Genomic DNA, 14,991 nt, shown 5'->3' on the forward strand with positions numbered 1-14,991 from the left:
GCCTGCCCGTTCTGCCTGGTGATGCTCTCCGACTCCGTCAACGGCAAGAAGAACGAGGGCGCCGCGAAGGAGCACCTGAAGGTCGTCGACGTCGCCCAGCTGCTGCTGGACTCCGTCAAGGCCAACCGGGCGTCCCCGGAGGCGGAGGCCGAGACCCCGGAGCCGGTCTCGTCCTGAGCCCTGTGCGCGAGTGGTTGTTGTCGTCCGATCTTGAGGGCTGCAGGTCGAACGGGAGTCTCGATCGGGTGACTACGACGGCTGTCGTGCATGAGAACAGGGCCTCTTGATAGCTCAAAGGGTGAGCGGGACCGGTGTACCAACAGCTCGATGACAACCCGGGCGCCGCTGACCGCCGCGTCGGACAGGCGCCGCAGGTACCGGCCGTGCACCCGCGCCGAGGTGCTGACGTGGATTCCCTTGCGGTTCTGGTGTTTCTCCGGGCGGGGCTCGGTATCGTCCTGCGGCCCTCTCTGCGGGGGTGGTCGGGGGGTGCATTGTTGTCGGTCGTCCGCCGGGGACGAGGTGTTTTTCAGGCTCGCGTCGTTCCTGTGGGGTCAGGGCTGCACAGCCAACCGTTGATGGCGAAGCGGCTGTCCGCGTGCCGCCTGCTCGGGCAGCTGACCGGCCGGACCTCGTGCCAGGCTGTGGGGCGGAAGAACACGATGCTGTCGTGCTCGGGCTCCCAGTCCCGCCAGGTTTTCTCCTCCCACCGTCCGGTTGTCCCGGTGTGCAGTGGTAGGGCGGCGTCGAACATGCGCAGCTCTCCGCCCTCGAAAGGCCGGGGTGTGCGATGCAGGTAGTACACGAAGGTGAGCAGGCGCCGGGGGGCGAAGTCGGTGCTGGTGTCCTGGTGCGGCCGGTAGAAGTCGCCGTCGTTGTGGACGTTGAGGCTGTAGCTGGGTTCGGTGTACTGGCAGGAGACTCCCAGAGTGTGCTCGACCGCCTCCACGACCTCGTCGATGGCTGCCATCAACTCAGGCGCGGCGAAGTCCGGGCACGACCGGGACCGGCGAATGTCGGGGACCACCTGCTGGTCCTGAATCATGGAGGGCTTCAACGCGTCGCCGGCCGAGGCGATGGCGCGTTCAAGTAGGGCGGCGGCCGTCTGCGCGCCCAGGAACTGGGTGATGCGGCAGACCGTCACCGGGAGCCGCCAGATCGCGTCCGTACAGACCGGCGACCGCTGATCCATCGCCTCGGATGGTTCCGTGAGGGTGCCGTGTCGTGCCAACGCGTTCTGTCCTGTCATGGTGTTCTGCCTTCTGGATCGCGATGAGTGTTCCGCTGGGGCCGAGCGCCCCAGCCTTCTCGGAGGGTGGACGAACCGTGAGCCGTGCTCGGCCCGGTACGCGCCAGTGGCACCGGCCATCCGGCCCTCCGAGTGCCGGGCGCTACAGCAGGACCTCTGGCGTCGTCACGCGGCCTCGGGCGGTGTTCCCGCTCGCGGTTTCTCGAAGTCGATCCACTTCGGCCGTGAGTTCTTCCACGTGGCGGTGCAGTGCCTGGATGCACACCAGGGCGACGCCGAGGCCGTCGACGACGGGGATGGTGGTGTCGTCCTCGTTGAAGCCGAAGGCGGCGTGCCAGTCCTGGGCCATCGGTCCGAGGTGGCGCACGCTTTCGGGTTCCCAGAGGTAGCGCCAGGTACTGATGGGCAGTGCGGCCACGGTCCCCAGGACCGCGTATCCGTTGACCGCACCGACCGGGGCCACGGCGCCGCTCTCCCGGGCGCCGGGCGAAGGACGGGCCGTGGCACTGTGGTCAGCCGTCCGGGGCCGCCGGCGGAAGATCCGCATCCTCACCGGCTCCAGTCGACCGGGAGCACGTCCTGCTTGAGTCCGCGGTCACTGCAGACGGCACACGGGTTGCCCGGGAGGCCGGGACCCTGGTCGGTGCCGACGGTGATCGCTCCGTGGGCCCCGGCCGGGGCGTGGATGCCGTCGCCGACCATCGCGGCTTCGTAGCCGCCCAGCAACTCCTGGAGCGTTCCGGGGCCCAGGTCCTCCGGAGCGGCGATCGCGGCGATGCCGGTGTCGTCCGTGTAGGCCATCCCCAGCGTCCGGCCGGCCATGGTGGCGAACACGATCTTCGCACCGCGGATGGGCTCCCCTGTCACGGCGTCGGACGCCATCGCATTGATGTTCTCCAGTTGCATCTGGGTGACATTCAAGGTGGCCTGGCTGGCCGTGAGCCTGGTCGGCTCCAGACTGGGGCACCGCGCCCCGCTACTACAGGACTCGGCCGATGGGGCGGTCGCCGACGCGGTGATACCGCTCCCCGCGCCCAGCGACGCCAAAGCCGCGGCCATCACCGCGACGGTCTTACGACCTACAGAACTCATGTCCACTCCCATGGAATTGCCCGAGCGAGATCCGTGCCCGCGCGTGATGGCCGGGACGGGTGCAGCACCCGACCGTATCCATGCCCCATCTGGTCCAACCAGCCGACAACCGCGAGTTCGCACCATCTGATGAACCGTCAGCAGGACGGTGACGAACGCGATCGACGCACACAACGGCCGGTGGCTGCGGTGCGCCGGCTACCCAAAGGGTGGCGATCATCAACGCGCCCTTTACGGCCCGGCGGGTGGTGGAGATGATCGGCGGGACACCACCCGGCACCGCTCCTCCTGCCGGGCCAACCAGCTTCCATGGCAAGCCACTTGGACCTAGGATGAGGAAAAGCCGTTGCCCCGTACCGTGACCGGACTGCTCGCGACCGCCGCGACTCTGGCGATCGCCGCTTCGCTGACCACCGCTGCCGCCGGCCCGGCCGCCGCCGACCCGGCCGTGATGCCGGCCGCCCAGGACATCGTGGGTGCGGGCGACCAGGCATCCCAGGGCCTGCTGAACCAGTTCTCCACCGACTACAACGCCGCGCTGACCGCCACCGGTGACACCGACACCCCGCGGCTCTACAGCTGGGACGCCACCCCGACGTTCCACATCAGCCTCAAGGACGGTGCTCCCCGGCTGACCCGCCCGTACAACTCCGACATAGCGATCCACGACCTCGGGCTCGTCGACAGCTCGACCTTCGACTTCGCCCGCTCCAGCCGCGGCCCCGAGGAGGGCGACGACACCACCGACGCCTTCGTGGGCTACGCCGAGGACGCCGTCACCTGGGCGGCCCCTGCGGGCGGTGACGCGCCGGCCAACCTGACCTCACGGGACCTGACGGCCATCTACACCTGCTCGATCACCAACTGGAACCAGATCACCGACGTCCCCGGCTACCACGGTCCGAACGCCACCATCAGGCCCTTCCTGCCGAACGGCAACTCCGACACCGGGGAGTCCTTCCTGCGGTCGCTCGGCGGCAGCCTCGGTCCGGTGACCCCCGGTGCCTGCCTGCAGCCCGAGCTCCAGTCCTGGGACACCGGCATCGACCCGCTGCTGGCCGACCCCGACGCCCTGGTGCCGTACTCGGCCGGGCACTACATCGGCCAGGTCTACGGTGGTCACACCACCGCGACCGACGCGCCCGGCAACCTGACCCTGCGCGCCATCGACGGCGTCGGCCCGCTCGCCGCCGACCACACCCTCGCCCCGGCCTTCACCTCGAGCGGGTACGGCCGGGAGCTGTACAACGTGATCCGCGGTGCGGACTGGACGGGCACCGACGACCACGCAGGCGAGCTCCAGGACATCTTCGGCTCCGACGGCTGGGTCTGCACCGACCCGGTGGCCCAGGCGGACCTGGCCGGCTACGGCTTCCAGAGCCTGCCCGACGGTGTCTGCGGCACCGCCGTCCACCCGGTCCCCACGCAGCCCGCCGTCCATGCCGGGATGACCTGGACGGTGCGCGCGCAGCAGCCCGACGGTGAGGTCCACGTCGGGTACGACGCCACGACCAACGCCTACAACGGCGACACTCCGGCCACCGCTGTGCTGCCGCTGCTCTGCCTCACCATCACGGGTGCGGGGGCGCCGGCCGACCTCACCCCCGACTTCTACGACGGCTGGTCCAGGGGCACGGTCGCGCTGAGCGCACCAGTGGCGGGCTCCGCGCTGCACAGCCGGGCGGACGCGGACGCGCTCTGCGCCGGGCAGTTCGGTCCCGGCTACCGGGAGGCCGAGTTCCACGACGGTTACGTCGGCTCGAATCCGGGCAGTCAGGGAGGCTGGTCGTTCTGGGCCAACGGCACCATCGCCACCAGCACCCGGTTCTGGGTCGCCATCAACGACCAGCAGGCCAACCCCTGGAGCGAGTGACCCTCCCGGGACCGCCCGCGCCGCTCGCCCCTGCCCGGGCGGACGGCGTGGGCGGACGGCGTGGGCGCCGGCGCTTCCCGACGGGGGCCTGGCCCGCGGCCGCCGGCCCGGCCGACGTCGTCACCGCCCCCCGGCTGCGCACCCAGCCGCTCCCGAAACCGGCCTCCGGAGGGGCTCGGGGGTCGACCGTTCCCCGGACGCCGGGATCAGCCGGCCGGGACGGCGGTGGCGGCGGTGACGGCGGTGACGTCGTGGAGGTGGTGCACCGGGTCGTGGATCAGGTAGCGGGCGAAGGACGCCACCGTGAATCGGGCGCCGTCGCTGCGCGCGCCGGTGCGCTGCCACTGGTCGCCCGTCACCTGGTCGAAGCCGGCGGCCAGCAGCTGGGCGGCCGCGAGCAGGTCGGCGCGGACCGCAGTGGGGTCCTGCTCGCCGTAGCGCTCGGCCACCGCGGTGGCGTCCTGGTCCCAGTTGGCGAAGGAGGGGTCGTCCTGGCTCAGCATCAGCTCCAGACGCTGCTTGCAGATCCGGAAGACGTCGCGCACGTGGCAGGCGTACTCCAGGGGGGACCAGACCACCGGGTCGGGCCGGCGGCGCAGCGCGGCGTCGTCGCCGGCTAGCAGAGCGGCCCAGGCATCGGCCTTGGCGCGCACCAGTGCGGCCACCTCGGTGGCGCTCACGCCCGGCGTGTCGAAGCCGCAGGCGGGGCAGGCCCGCTCCAGGACCCAGGTCCAGTCCTTGGTGTCGGGAACGATCTCGGCGGTGGCGCTCTCGGGTGTCGTCATGGCCCAAGCCTGCCCGGCCCGCCGCAGCGCTGACCAGTGGCCGGGCCGCCAGCCGGCGGGAAGATCCTGCCAGGGGCGCACCGGCTTCGCTGACGGGCGTCCGGCCGAACTGGCTTCGTTCACGTGAAGTGGCTCTGGCACGAGTTCTGGATGCTGTCGGCGATCTTCGCCGGAGTCCGGGGAGTGTGTGGGCAGGGCTCGGCTCACAGGCTCGGCATCAGGTCGGTCAGCTGCCATGCCGTCACGTCTTCAGAGGGGCGCGACAAGTGCAGCGTCGTGTGGAAGTAGCCGTCGGTCTCCTTCCCGTACGGGTCATCGCCGGCCGCGGTCACCGCTTTGACGGCGTACCGCTGTTCGTCCGCGTCTGTGAAGCGTCGTTGCCGGAACGTGTGCGTGGTGGCCTTCTCGGTAACCAGGCCGTATGAAGCCAGGCATGCGGCGATGGACGCGTACGAGGTGGTGCGCAGCACGAAGGCTGCGACCCACACCGGGTCGTGGGCGCAGGTCAGGATCGGTTGGAAGGTGCGGGGGGACAGAAAGCTCGCCCCTCCGGTGATCGTGATCAGACGGGCGTGCCGCGCGGCGCGGAGCAGCGACGGTGAGGGAGGCGCGGTTTCGAGATTCTCGGCGAAGCCTTCGTCCAGCAGGCCGACCTCGCGTGCGTAGGAGATCGCGTTGGTGGCCATGTCGAGTCCGATTACCCGGGCCGGGTCACGGCGCCGACGAGCCGCGTAGTAGCTGCGGTCCCATTCGATCAGTTCGGCCGTGGTCAGCGCGGTGGCCTGCGGTGACGTGTAGTGGGCGTAGAGGTCGTCCAGCGTCACGTCGTGGTTGAGGAGGGCGGCGTTGATGCCGTACGAGCAGCAGATGTCCAGCACGGTCACCGGTTCCGCCGCGCGGACTGTCCGCCTGCGGGCCGCGACCGCCCGCCGGAAGATGCCCTGTCCGTGCTGGGGAGCCTGATATTCCAGCGGGCCCAATGCCCGGAAATAGGCCCGAGGATCTGGCTGATCGTAGATGTCGTCGAACGCTGCCATACCCTCTGGGATGGGGATCGCCGACGCCTGCGAGCCGCTGGCAGCGTTGTTCCCATGCCCCTTGTTCCGCATACCGCTCATGCCGACTCTCCTCACACAGCTCAGGTCCGCCATCCGGTCTCAGAGTCGGTGACCCCAGGGCGGTACGGGAAGAAGGCGGGGTAGAAACCAGCCACGCGGCGCAGCGGGCCAAGTGAAGATCGCCAACAGCTTCGGTTCTGGCGATTCAAAGCGCCGGCAAGGTCCGCAGGCCGCCCCGGTCCATGCGTCGTCAGTGGTCGCCGAGGAAGATCTCCCTGACCTCGCGCACCGCGTAGTAGACGAGGACGTACCCGGCGAGCGGGTCGGCCCACCAGAGGCCGGCGAGTGAGTTGAGTACCAGGCCGATCAGGACGGCGGCGGCCAGCAGGCCGTCGATCAGGGTCACCCGTCCCTCGGTCTTCAGCACCGGGTTGTCCAGGGCCGCGCCGGTGCGGGCCTTGCCCGCGGCGAGGGCGAACATCACCGCGGCGGTGACGGCGGTCCAGGCGATGCCCAGCGGCGAGTGGTGCGGGCGGAAGCCGGTGGCCAGCACCCAGGTGGACTGCGCCAGCAGGTAGAGGGCCAGTAGCGCGAAGCCGCCGCCGATCAGCTTGAGCGCACGCTTCTGGCGCGCCTCGCCGGTGCCGGACAGCTCCCAGATGACCACGGTCGAGGCGCCGATCTCGATCAGGGAGTCCAGGCCGAAGCCGGCCAGTGCCACCGACCTCGCCGAGATCGCGGCGACGGCGAGCACCACGATGCCGATCACGTTCCAGCCGAGCGTGGTGTACTCCAGCGCGAAGCCGCGGTGGAGCAGGGTCTGTCGGGCGGTGTCATCAGTGCTATTCACCGCGTGATCCTCCCAGACCCGGGCAGCGGTGCCGAAACAATCACGCTGACGCCACCCTGCACCCACCTCCGCGGCGGCCGCGCCCGGGGTGGGCCCGGAGGGGCCAACCCCTCTCCCGTGCCGGGCCGTTGCTCCCCGCTCGCGCTCATGGCATCCCCCGCCTGTCATTGGTGCCCCGACGGCAGTGTCCCCGTCCTGCCGTGCAGGAAGCCGCGCAGCGCATCACGGTTCGGGTGCCGGGTTCCGGCGTCGACGGAGGGTAACGCTGACACGTGCTCGGGCCGATACGCTTGCCAGGCGCGGGAGCAGTCGTGTCCCGCTGTCGAGGAGGGGAGCTGGGAGTGGGAGCAGCAGCCGACGGCACGGAGCAGCGCCAGCCGGTGATGGCGGACGTCGCGAAGCTGGCCGGGGTGTCCCACCAGACGGTCTCCCGGGTCCTCAACGGCGCACCGCACGTGCGCCCCGACACCAGGGACCGGGTGCTCGCGGCGATCCGCGAGCTCGACTACCGGCCCAACTCCGCCGCCCGCGCCCTGGTCACCCGGCGCTCCCAGACGCTCGGCGTCGTCACCTTCGACAGCACGCTGTACGGGCCCGCCTCGATGCTCGACGGGATCGAGCGCGCCGCCCGCAGCGCCGGGTACTTCGTCAGTGTCGCCAGCCTGCGCTCGCTGGACAGCCGCTCGGTCCAGGAGGCCGTCGACCGGCTGCGCGACCAGGGCGTCGAGGGCGTCGTGGTGATCGCGCCGCAGACCTCCGCGATCAGTGCGGTGGCCAAGCTGTCCAGCTCGGTGCCGGTGGTCGCGGTGGGGGCGGGCACCCAGGTGAGGGTGCCGACGGTCTCGGTGGACAACCGGGCGGGCGCGGAGGCGGCCACCCGGCACCTGCTGGACCTCGGGCACCGCACGGTGCACCACCTGGCCGGGCCGGCGGGCTGGATGGAGAGCGAGGACCGCCAGGACGGCTGGCGCCGCACCCTGGAGGCCGCCGGGGCCGAGGTGCCGCCGGTCGAGAGCGGTGACTGGAGTGCGCGGTCCGGGTACGAGGCCGGACTGCGGATAGCGGAGGCGGACGGCGTCAGCGCGGTGTTCTGTGCCAACGACCACATGGCGCTCGGCCTGCTCCGCGCCTTCCACGAGGCCGGCCGCTCGATCCCCCGCGACATCAGCGTGGTCGGGTTCGACGACATCCCGGAGGCGGCGTACTTCACCCCGCCGCTGACCACCGTGCGGCAGGACTTCGGAGAGCTGGGCCGGCGGGCGCTCGAACTGCTCGTCGCCGAACTGGCGGGCGGGCGGGAGACCCCGACCCGGGCCCGGATCTCGCCCGAGATGGTGCTGCGCCGAAGCGCCGGACCGGCCGCTCGCGGCTGACCGCGGCGGGTCGGGCCCGTGCGGGGCCGGCATGGCGAAGGCCGCCGTGCGCGCGGTGTGAACGCCTCGCACGGCGGCCCGACCGCGCGGCGACCCCACCGCGCGGTGCCACGCCGACGGACAGCGACCCCACTATCCGCGGCGGGACAACCGCCGGGCGCGGAGCCGGTCGGCGAGGATCGCCAGCCCGAGCACGACGCCCAGCACGATGTTGGTGTAGTCGGCGTTGACCGCGAGGGCGATCATGCCGTCGTTGATCAGCTCCAGCAGCACGGCGCCCGCGACGATGCCGAGGATGCGCCCCTGCCCGCCGACCAGCGAGACGCCGCCGATCACCGCCGCCGCGATGGCCGACAGCTCCCAGCCCACGCCGACGGTCGGGGAGCCGACACCCATCCGGCCGGCCACCAGCACGCCGCCGAACCCGGCCAGCAGTGAGCTGGTGACGTACATGGCGATGATCCGCCGGTCGCCGCGGATGCCGGCCAGCCGGGCGGCCTCCTTGTTGCCGCCCACCGCGTACACCTGGCGGCCCGCGTACGTGCGCTCCAGGAAGAACCAGGCCGCGACCGCTGTCACGGCGAACAGCACGGCAGGCAACGGGACTTGGGCCACGAAGGTCTGACTGAGGTCGCTGAAGAGGCCGGAGATCCCGACCACGGGGATGCCGGAGGTGATGGCCAGCGCGGCGCCCTGGGCGACGGTGTAGGTGACCAGGGTGGTGACGAACGGCGGCATGGCGAGCTTGGTCACGGCCAGTCCGTGGATCCAGCCGACCAGGCCGGTGAGGGCCAGGGTGCACAGGATGGCCGGCCCGGCCGGCATCCCGGCCTTGACGTTGAACCAGGCGGCGAGCACCACGGACAGGCCGAGCAGCGCGCCCACCGACAGGTCGATGCCGCCGGTCAGGATGACCAGTGACTCGCCGATCGCGATGACTCCGTACTGGGCCAGGTCCGTGCCCATGTTCTGCAGGTTGACCGCTCCGGCGAAGGCCGGCTTGGCGATCGCCAGGCCGGTGAAGAGCAGGACGCAGGCGAGCACCACGCCGACCTCGGGGCTGCGCGCGAGCCGGCTCAGCGCGGACCCGTCCGCGGTGCTCGCGGCCTGCTCCCGCTGGCCGGCCGGTACCGTATCGGTGCTCATGTCGAAACCTCCGTCCCCGCCGCGGCGGTCATGATGAGTTCCTTGCTGAACCGGTCGCGCGGGATGTCCGCGACGATCCGGCCGTGCGCCATCACCACGATCCGGTGGCAGATCCACAGCAGTTCCTCCAGCTCGGAGGAGGCGGCGAGGACCGCGAGCCCCTCCTTGGCGGCGTCGTCGATCAGGCGGTAGATGTCCGCCTTGGCGCCGACGTCCACTCCACGGGTGGGCTCGTCGAGCAGCAGCACCCGGGGGCGCGCGGCCAGCCAGCGGCCGAAGACGACCTTCTGCTGGTTGCCTCCGGACAGGTTGCCGATCGGCTGCTCCGGGCTGTGCAGGCGGACCTTGAGGTCCTTCACGATCCGGCCGGCGTGCGCCTTGTCGGCGCGCGGGGTGAGCACGCCGCGGCGGCTGATCCCGCGCAGGGTGGCCAGGGTCGCGTTCCAGCGCACCGAGTGGGTGAGGACCAGCGACTGCTGCTTGCGGTCCTCCGGTACCAGGCCGATGCCGGCCTCCACCGCGTCGGCGGGGTGCCGGGGGTGGAAGTCCGTGCCGCCGAGTGTGACGGTGCCGCCGGTGCGCGGTTGGGCGCCCATGAGGGTGTGCAGCAGTCGGCTGCGGCCGGAGCCCATCAGCCCGGCCACGCCGACGATCTCGCCGGCCCGCAGGTCGAGGTCGACGGGACCGAGCCCGTCGGCCGTCAGCCCGCGGGCCGACAGCACGGTGGCCCGGTCGGCCGGCGGCGGGGTGACGTCGATCCGGGTCAGTTCGCTGCCGACCATCTCGCGGATCAGCCGTTCCTCGGTGGCCTCGGCCGGGGTGAGGTCGGCGACCAGCCGCCCGCTCCGCAGGACGATCACCCGGTCGGCCAACTCCCTTACCTCGTCCAGGCGGTGGCCGATGAACAGCACGCAGCCGCCGGCCGCCGCATGGCGCTTCGCGAGGTCGAGGACCTGTCGTGCCTCGACCGGGCCCAGCGAGGAGGTCGGCTCGTCCAGGATCAGCACCAGGGGGCGCTGTCCCCAGGCCTTGGCGATCTCGATCATCTGGCGGACCGGGACCGGCAGTTGCTCGACCGGCTGGTCGACATCGGCCTGGACGCCGACCTCGTCGAGCAGTTCGCGGGCCGCTCGGCGGGTGCCGCCGCGGTCGAAGAGCCAGCGGCCCAGTGGCCGTTGGTCGGCACTGGCGGGGCGGCGGCCGAGCAGCAGGTTCTCGGCCACCGACAACTGCCCGACCAGCGGGAACTCCTGGGCGACCAGGGCGACTCCGAGGGCCCTGGCGTGGTCGGGGCGGCCGCCGTGCAGGGGGCGGCCGTCGACCAGCACCTCTCCGGTGCTGGGCGTGACGGTGCCGGAGAGCACGCCCATCAGGGTGGACTTGCCCGCGCCGTTCTCCCCGACCACGCCGACGATCTGACCTCGCGTCAGATCGAGCTCGGGCAGGTCCAGCACGGTGACCGGCCCGTAGCTCTTGCTGACGCCGCGCAGGGCGATGGCGGTCCCGGATCCGCTGGTCATCCGGTGATGCCGAGCTTGGTCAGCAGGGACTGGTAGTCGGTCAGGTTGGCCTGGGTGACCACGCCGACCCCGGAGCTGAGGGTGGTGCCGTCGGACTCCAGGTAGGGCTTGACGAGGTTCATGGTGGCGTCCTCGCCGAGCACCTTGAGGGCTGCGAGCAGATAGGCGCCGGTGTAGCCCTGCTGGTAGGGCTGCTGGAGGATGCTGGCCTGGATGACGCCCTTCTTGATGAAGTCGAGGGTCTGCGGGTCGCTGTCGTCGGAGACGATCTTGATCTTGCCGGTCTTGCCGGAGGACTGGACGGCCTGTCCGGCGGCCGGGCCGTCGTAGGAGAAGACGCCGTAGATGCCGTTGACGTCGGGGTTGGTCTGGAAGGCGTTCTCGGCGTTGGAGAGCGCCTTGGACTGGTCCATGCCGTCGCTGATCTTCTGGATCACCTTGACGTCCGAGCCCTTGAGCGCGTCCTCGAAGCCCTGGATGCGCTGGACGGCGTTGGAGGCGGTGAGCGAACCGACCAGGACCACCACCTGGCCCTTGCCGCCGAGGGCGGCCTTCATCGCCTCGCCGGCCTTCTGCCCGGCCTGGTAGTTCGGGGTGCCGAGGTAGAGCGCCGCGCCGTCCTCGGGCGGCAGCGGGGAGTCGATGGCCAGGACCGGGGTGCCGGCGCTGGTGTAGGAGTCGATCGGAGCCCTGACCGCGGTGGCGTCGATCGCCGAGACCTCCAGGCCGGTGAGGTTCTGCGAGTGCAGCGCGGAGAGCATGGAGAGCTGCTGGTCGAGGCGACCGTTGGCGGGGGCCTGGAAGGTGCCCTTGACGGACAGTTCGCCCGTGCCCTTGGTGAAGCCGACCTTGCCCGCGTTCCAGTAGTCCACCGCGACGTTGACCACCATGGCCTCGTTGAGCTGCGAGAGGTCCTTGCCGGCGAGGGCGTCCTTGATCGACTGGTCCAGCTTGGCCAGGTTGGCGTCGTTGAAGGTGATGTCGCCCTGGATGCTCGCGGCGGCGGCGGCGGCGGTGCCGGAGGCCGCGGGACTCGCGGCGCCGGCGCCCTGCTTGCTGCAGGCGGCTGCGGACAGCACCAGGCAGGTGGCTGACAACAGGACGGTGAGCGGCACTAGCGGGCTTCGGCGGGGCGGGATTGCGGAGCGCACGGTGCTGTCCTCTCGGGTGGGTCGTACCGGGTGGGAACGGCGGATCGCGGGATGGCCGGCGTCGGCTCGCCGTCGGTGTGGTGCGGGAGTTGACGTTGCGGGGGTGTTTCGACGGGTGGCGAGTATTGTTAGCGCTCACAGCATCGGGCGTCAACGGTTCCGGCGGGGTCGTGTGCAAGCCCTCCGCGGCCGCTCGACGGTGCACCCGCGGGGGCGGACAGATGTGCCCGTCGGCGCCTGGTGGCGTCCTTGACAGGCCGATTGTTAGCGTTAACAATCGGCCTGTCAACCGGCTGCGGGCCAGTCGCGTGATGCACCCACCCAGTCCGCCGGCGGGCGGGGAATCCCGCTTCGTGCCGCCCGCCGACGGTGCCGTTCCGCCCCTTTTCCCAAGGAGCGCGGAACACACGGCCGGTCGCCGACTCCCGCGCTGCTGCGGCGATGACGTCGGCGACCGGCCAATACACCGGACATCCTCGAAGCGAAGGACCACAGACGTGACCGTGCCACCTGCCAGCCCGGACCCGGACAGCTACGTCCTCGGCGTCGACTTCGGCACGCTCTCCGGTCGAGCCGTGGTGGTCCGCGTCCGGGACGGCGAGGAGCTCGGGACCGCCGTCCACGTGTACCCGCACGCCGTCATCGAGCAGCGGCTGCCCGGCACCGGCGCGGCGCTGCCCCCGGACTGGGCACTCCAGCACCCGGCGGACTGGCGCGAGGTGCTGCGCACCGCCGTCCCCGCCGCGGTGGCCGCCGCAGGCGTCGATCCCGCCCAAGTCATCGGCATCGCCACCGACTTCACCGCCTGCACGGTGCTGCCCGCCCGTGCCGACGGCACCGCGCTCGCCGAGATGCCGCAGTGGGCCGACCGCCCGCACGCCTGGCCCAAGTTGTGGAAGCACCACGCCGCCCAGCAGCAGGCCGACCGCATCAACGCCCTGGCCCACGCCCGCGGCGAGAAGTGGATCGCGCGCTACGGCGGCAAGGTCTCCGCCGAGTGGCAGTACGCCAAGGCGCTGCAGCTGCTGGAGGAGGACCCCGAGGTCTACGCGGTCTGCGAGCGCTGGATCGAGGCCGCGGACTGGATCGTCTGGCAGCTCACCGGTACCGAGAGCCGCAACGCCTGCACCGCCGGCTACAAGGGCCTGCACCAGGACGGCGGATACCCGAGCGAGGACTACCTGGCCGCGCTGCACCCGCAGTTCGCCGACTTCGCCCGCACCCGGCTGGAGCACCCGCTGGCCCTGCTCGGCTCCCGGGTCGGCTCGCTGACCGCCGAGGCGGCCGGCTGGACCGGCCTGCCGGAGGGCATCGCGGTCGCCGCCGGCAACGTGGACGCCCATGTCGCCGCGCCCGCCGCGCGGGCCGTGGAGAACGGGCAGCTGCTCGCCATCATGGGCACCTCCACCTGCCACGTGGTCAACGGCGCCGTGCTGGCCGAGGTGCCCGGCATCTGCGGCGTGGTCGAGGACGGCATCGTCACCGGTAGCTACGGCTACGAGGCCGGCCAGAGCGCCGTCGGCGACATCTTCGCCTGGTGGCTGCGCCAGGGCCTGCCCGCCGAGTACCTCGCGGAGGCCGAGACCAACGGCGAGGACGCGCACCAGCTGCTCACCCGCAGGGCCGCGGGCCAGCCCGTGGGCGGGCACGGCCTGGTGGCCCTGGACTGGCTGAACGGCAACCGCAGCACCCTGGTCGACCACGACCTCTCCGGCGTGATCGTCGGCCTCACCCTGGCCACCCGTCCGGAGGAGGTCTACCGCGCCCTGCTGGAGGCCACCGCGTTCGGCACCCGGGTCATCGTGGAGGCGCTGGAGCGCGGTGGGGTGCCGGTCACCGAGTACATCGTCACCGGTGGGCTCGGGAAGAACGCCCTGCTGATGCAGATCCACGCCGACGTGCTGCGCCGGCCGGTGTCGCTGGCCGTGTCCGAGCAGGGGCCGGCCCTCGGCTCCGCCATCCACGCCGCCGTCGCCGCCGGTGCCCACCCCGACGTGCGGACCGCCTCGGTGGCGATGGGCCGGGTGCGCCCCGCGGCGTACCGGCCGGATCCGTCCCGGGCCGACGCGTACGACCGGCTCTATGCCGAGTACCGCGCCCTGCACGACCGGTTCGCCACCGACGGCACGCTGCACCGGCTGCGCCGCATCCGCAACGCCGCGCTGGCGGCCGCCGCAGCCGGCACCACTCAGACCGACCCGAGCGAGGCACCGTGACCACGACCATCGAGACGATCCGCCGCCAGGTCAGCGACCTGCACCAGGAGTTGGTGCGCTACGGCCTGGTGGTCTGGACGGCCGGCAACGTCTCCGCCCGCGTCCCGGGCGAGGACCTGCTGGTGATCAAGCCAAGCGGCGTCTCCTACGAGCAACTGTCGCCCGAGAACATGATCCTCTGCGACCTGGACGGCAACGTCGTCGAGGGCGACTACTCGCCCTCCTCCGACACCGCCGCGCACGCCTACGTCTACCGCCACCTGCCCGAGGTCGGGGGAGTGGTGCACACGCACTCCACCTACGCCTGCGCCTGGGCCGCCCGCGGCGAGGCGGTGCCCTGCGTGCTCACCGCGATGGCCGACGAGTTCGGCGCCGAGATCCCGGTCGGCCCGTTCGCGCTGATCGGTGACGACTCGATCGGCCGGGGGATCGTGGACACCCTCAGCGGCCACCGCTCGCCGGCCGTCCTGATGCGCAGCCACGGTGTCTTCACCATCGGCAAGGACGCCAAGGCCGCGGTCAAGGCGGCCGTGATGTGCGAGGACGTGGCGCGCACCGTGCACATCTCCCGCCAGCTCGGCGAGCCGCTGCCCATCGCCCAGGCGGACATCGACAGCCTCAACCACCGCTACCGAACCGTCTACGGCCAGCGTCCCGCGGCCCAGTGAGGAGTCACTC

At 71.5% G+C, this 14,991-nt stretch carries 13 protein-coding genes; 4 read left to right on the forward strand and 9 right to left on the reverse strand.

The annotated features are described in order from the left end of the window. Positions 1-529: 529 nt before the first annotated feature. From P3T37_RS34465 to P3T37_RS34475, 3 genes are all read right to left on the reverse strand, one after another. Entirely contained in the window at positions 530-1,192 is a 663-nt protein-coding gene (locus P3T37_RS34465) for a 2OG-Fe(II) oxygenase (protein WP_280727897.1), read from the reverse strand. 199 nt (positions 1,193-1,391) lie between these two features. Beyond that, entirely contained in the window at positions 1,392-1,796 is a 405-nt protein-coding gene (locus tag P3T37_RS34470; protein WP_348533312.1) for a tail fiber domain-containing protein, read from the reverse strand. A gap of 2 nt (positions 1,797-1,798) precedes the next feature. Further along, on the reverse strand, positions 1,799-2,131 hold the full coding sequence (locus P3T37_RS34475) for a hypothetical protein (protein ID WP_280727899.1): 333 nt from the start codon (positions 2,129-2,131) through the stop codon (positions 1,799-1,801). Between the two features lie 556 nt (positions 2,132-2,687). On the opposite strand from P3T37_RS34475, the gene P3T37_RS34480 reads away from it, so the two are divergent. Beyond that, positions 2,688-4,214 (forward strand): substrate-binding domain-containing protein, encoded by a 1,527-nt coding sequence (locus tag P3T37_RS34480; protein WP_280727900.1) that lies wholly within the window; start codon positions 2,688-2,690, stop codon positions 4,212-4,214. Between the two features lie 206 nt (positions 4,215-4,420). On the opposite strand, the gene P3T37_RS34485 is transcribed toward P3T37_RS34480, so the two are convergent. The 3 genes from P3T37_RS34485 to P3T37_RS34495 all read right to left on the reverse strand — a co-directional run bounded on the left by P3T37_RS34485 (position 4,421) and on the right by P3T37_RS34495 (position 6,907). After that, positions 4,421-4,999, reverse strand: coding sequence for a DinB family protein (locus tag P3T37_RS34485; protein WP_280727901.1), 579 nt, complete (start codon positions 4,997-4,999; stop codon positions 4,421-4,423). A 203-nt stretch (positions 5,000-5,202) separates the two neighbouring features. Then, complete coding sequence (locus P3T37_RS34490; protein WP_348533313.1) at positions 5,203-6,117, reverse strand: hypothetical protein; 915 nt, start codon at positions 6,115-6,117, stop codon at positions 5,203-5,205. Between the two features lie 190 nt (positions 6,118-6,307). Beyond that, positions 6,308-6,907 (reverse strand): cation transporter, encoded by a 600-nt coding sequence (locus tag P3T37_RS34495; RefSeq protein ID WP_280727902.1) that lies wholly within the window; start codon positions 6,905-6,907, stop codon positions 6,308-6,310. A gap of 383 nt (positions 6,908-7,290) precedes the next feature. Between P3T37_RS34495 and P3T37_RS34500 the strand changes: the two genes are divergently transcribed. Beyond that, positions 7,291-8,280, forward strand: coding sequence for a LacI family DNA-binding transcriptional regulator (locus tag P3T37_RS34500; RefSeq protein WP_280727943.1), 990 nt, complete (start codon positions 7,291-7,293; stop codon positions 8,278-8,280). 132 nt (positions 8,281-8,412) lie between these two features. On the opposite strand, the gene P3T37_RS34505 is transcribed toward P3T37_RS34500, so the two are convergent. The 3 genes from P3T37_RS34505 to P3T37_RS34515 are packed head-to-tail and all read right to left on the reverse strand — an operon-like array spanning position 8,413 to position 12,097. After that, the gene (locus P3T37_RS34505; RefSeq protein ID WP_280727903.1) at positions 8,413-9,426 is read right to left on the reverse strand and encodes an ABC transporter permease; all 1,014 of its coding nucleotides are present in this window, start codon (positions 9,424-9,426) and stop codon (positions 8,413-8,415) included. Beyond that, positions 9,423-10,946 carry a sugar ABC transporter ATP-binding protein gene (locus P3T37_RS34510; RefSeq protein WP_280727904.1) on the reverse strand — a complete coding sequence of 508 codons (1,524 nt, stop codon included), beginning with the start codon at positions 10,944-10,946 and terminating at the stop codon, positions 9,423-9,425. The genes P3T37_RS34505 and P3T37_RS34510 overlap by 4 nt, the downstream gene beginning before the upstream one ends. Further along, positions 10,943-12,097: a substrate-binding domain-containing protein gene (locus P3T37_RS34515; protein ID WP_280727905.1), complete on the reverse strand. Its 1,155-nt coding sequence runs from the start codon at positions 12,095-12,097 to the stop codon at positions 10,943-10,945. Before P3T37_RS34515 ends, P3T37_RS34510 begins: the two co-directional genes overlap by 4 nt. 497 nt (positions 12,098-12,594) lie before the next feature. Between P3T37_RS34515 and P3T37_RS34520 the strand changes: the two genes are divergently transcribed. Together P3T37_RS34520 and P3T37_RS34525 are read left to right on the forward strand one after the other, a co-directional pair. Then, positions 12,595-14,313 (forward strand): ribulokinase, encoded by a 1,719-nt coding sequence (locus P3T37_RS34520; protein ID WP_280727906.1) that lies wholly within the window; start codon positions 12,595-12,597, stop codon positions 14,311-14,313. Further along, positions 14,310-14,981 (forward strand): L-ribulose-5-phosphate 4-epimerase, encoded by a 672-nt coding sequence (locus tag P3T37_RS34525; protein WP_280727907.1) that lies wholly within the window; start codon positions 14,310-14,312, stop codon positions 14,979-14,981. Before P3T37_RS34520 ends, P3T37_RS34525 begins: the two co-directional genes overlap by 4 nt. Positions 14,982-14,991: the final 10 nt, after the last annotated feature.

Origin of the sequence: Kitasatospora sp. MAA4 (assembly GCF_029893355.1) — a bacterium.
Classification (GTDB): domain Bacteria; phylum Actinomycetota; class Actinomycetes; order Streptomycetales; family Streptomycetaceae; genus Kitasatospora.

Bases quoted from the DNA above. Each gene is read 5' to 3' on its own strand.
- P3T37_RS34500 (WP_280727943.1), top strand. From the start codon at position 7,291: ATGGCGGACGTCGCGAAGCTGGCCGGGGTGTCCCACCAGACGGTCTCC.
- P3T37_RS34485 (WP_280727901.1), bottom strand. From the start codon at position 4,999: ATGACGACACCCGAGAGCGCCACCGCCGAGATCGTTCCCGACACCAAG.
- P3T37_RS34510 (WP_280727904.1), bottom strand. From the start codon at position 10,946: ATGACCAGCGGATCCGGGACCGCCATCGCCCTGCGCGGCGTCAGCAAG.
- P3T37_RS34490 (WP_348533313.1), bottom strand. From the start codon at position 6,117: ATGAGCGGTATGCGGAACAAGGGGCATGGGAACAACGCTGCCAGCGGC.
- P3T37_RS34465 (WP_280727897.1), bottom strand. From the start codon at position 1,192: ATGGATCAGCGGTCGCCGGTCTGTACGGACGCGATCTGGCGGCTCCCG.
- P3T37_RS34505 (WP_280727903.1), bottom strand. From the start codon at position 9,426: ATGAGCACCGATACGGTACCGGCCGGCCAGCGGGAGCAGGCCGCGAGC.
- P3T37_RS34470 (WP_348533312.1), bottom strand. From the start codon at position 1,796: ATGCGGATCTTCCGCCGGCGGCCCCGGACGGCTGACCACAGTGCCACG.
- P3T37_RS34475 (WP_280727899.1), bottom strand. From the start codon at position 2,131: ATGGCGTCCGACGCCGTGACAGGGGAGCCCATCCGCGGTGCGAAGATC.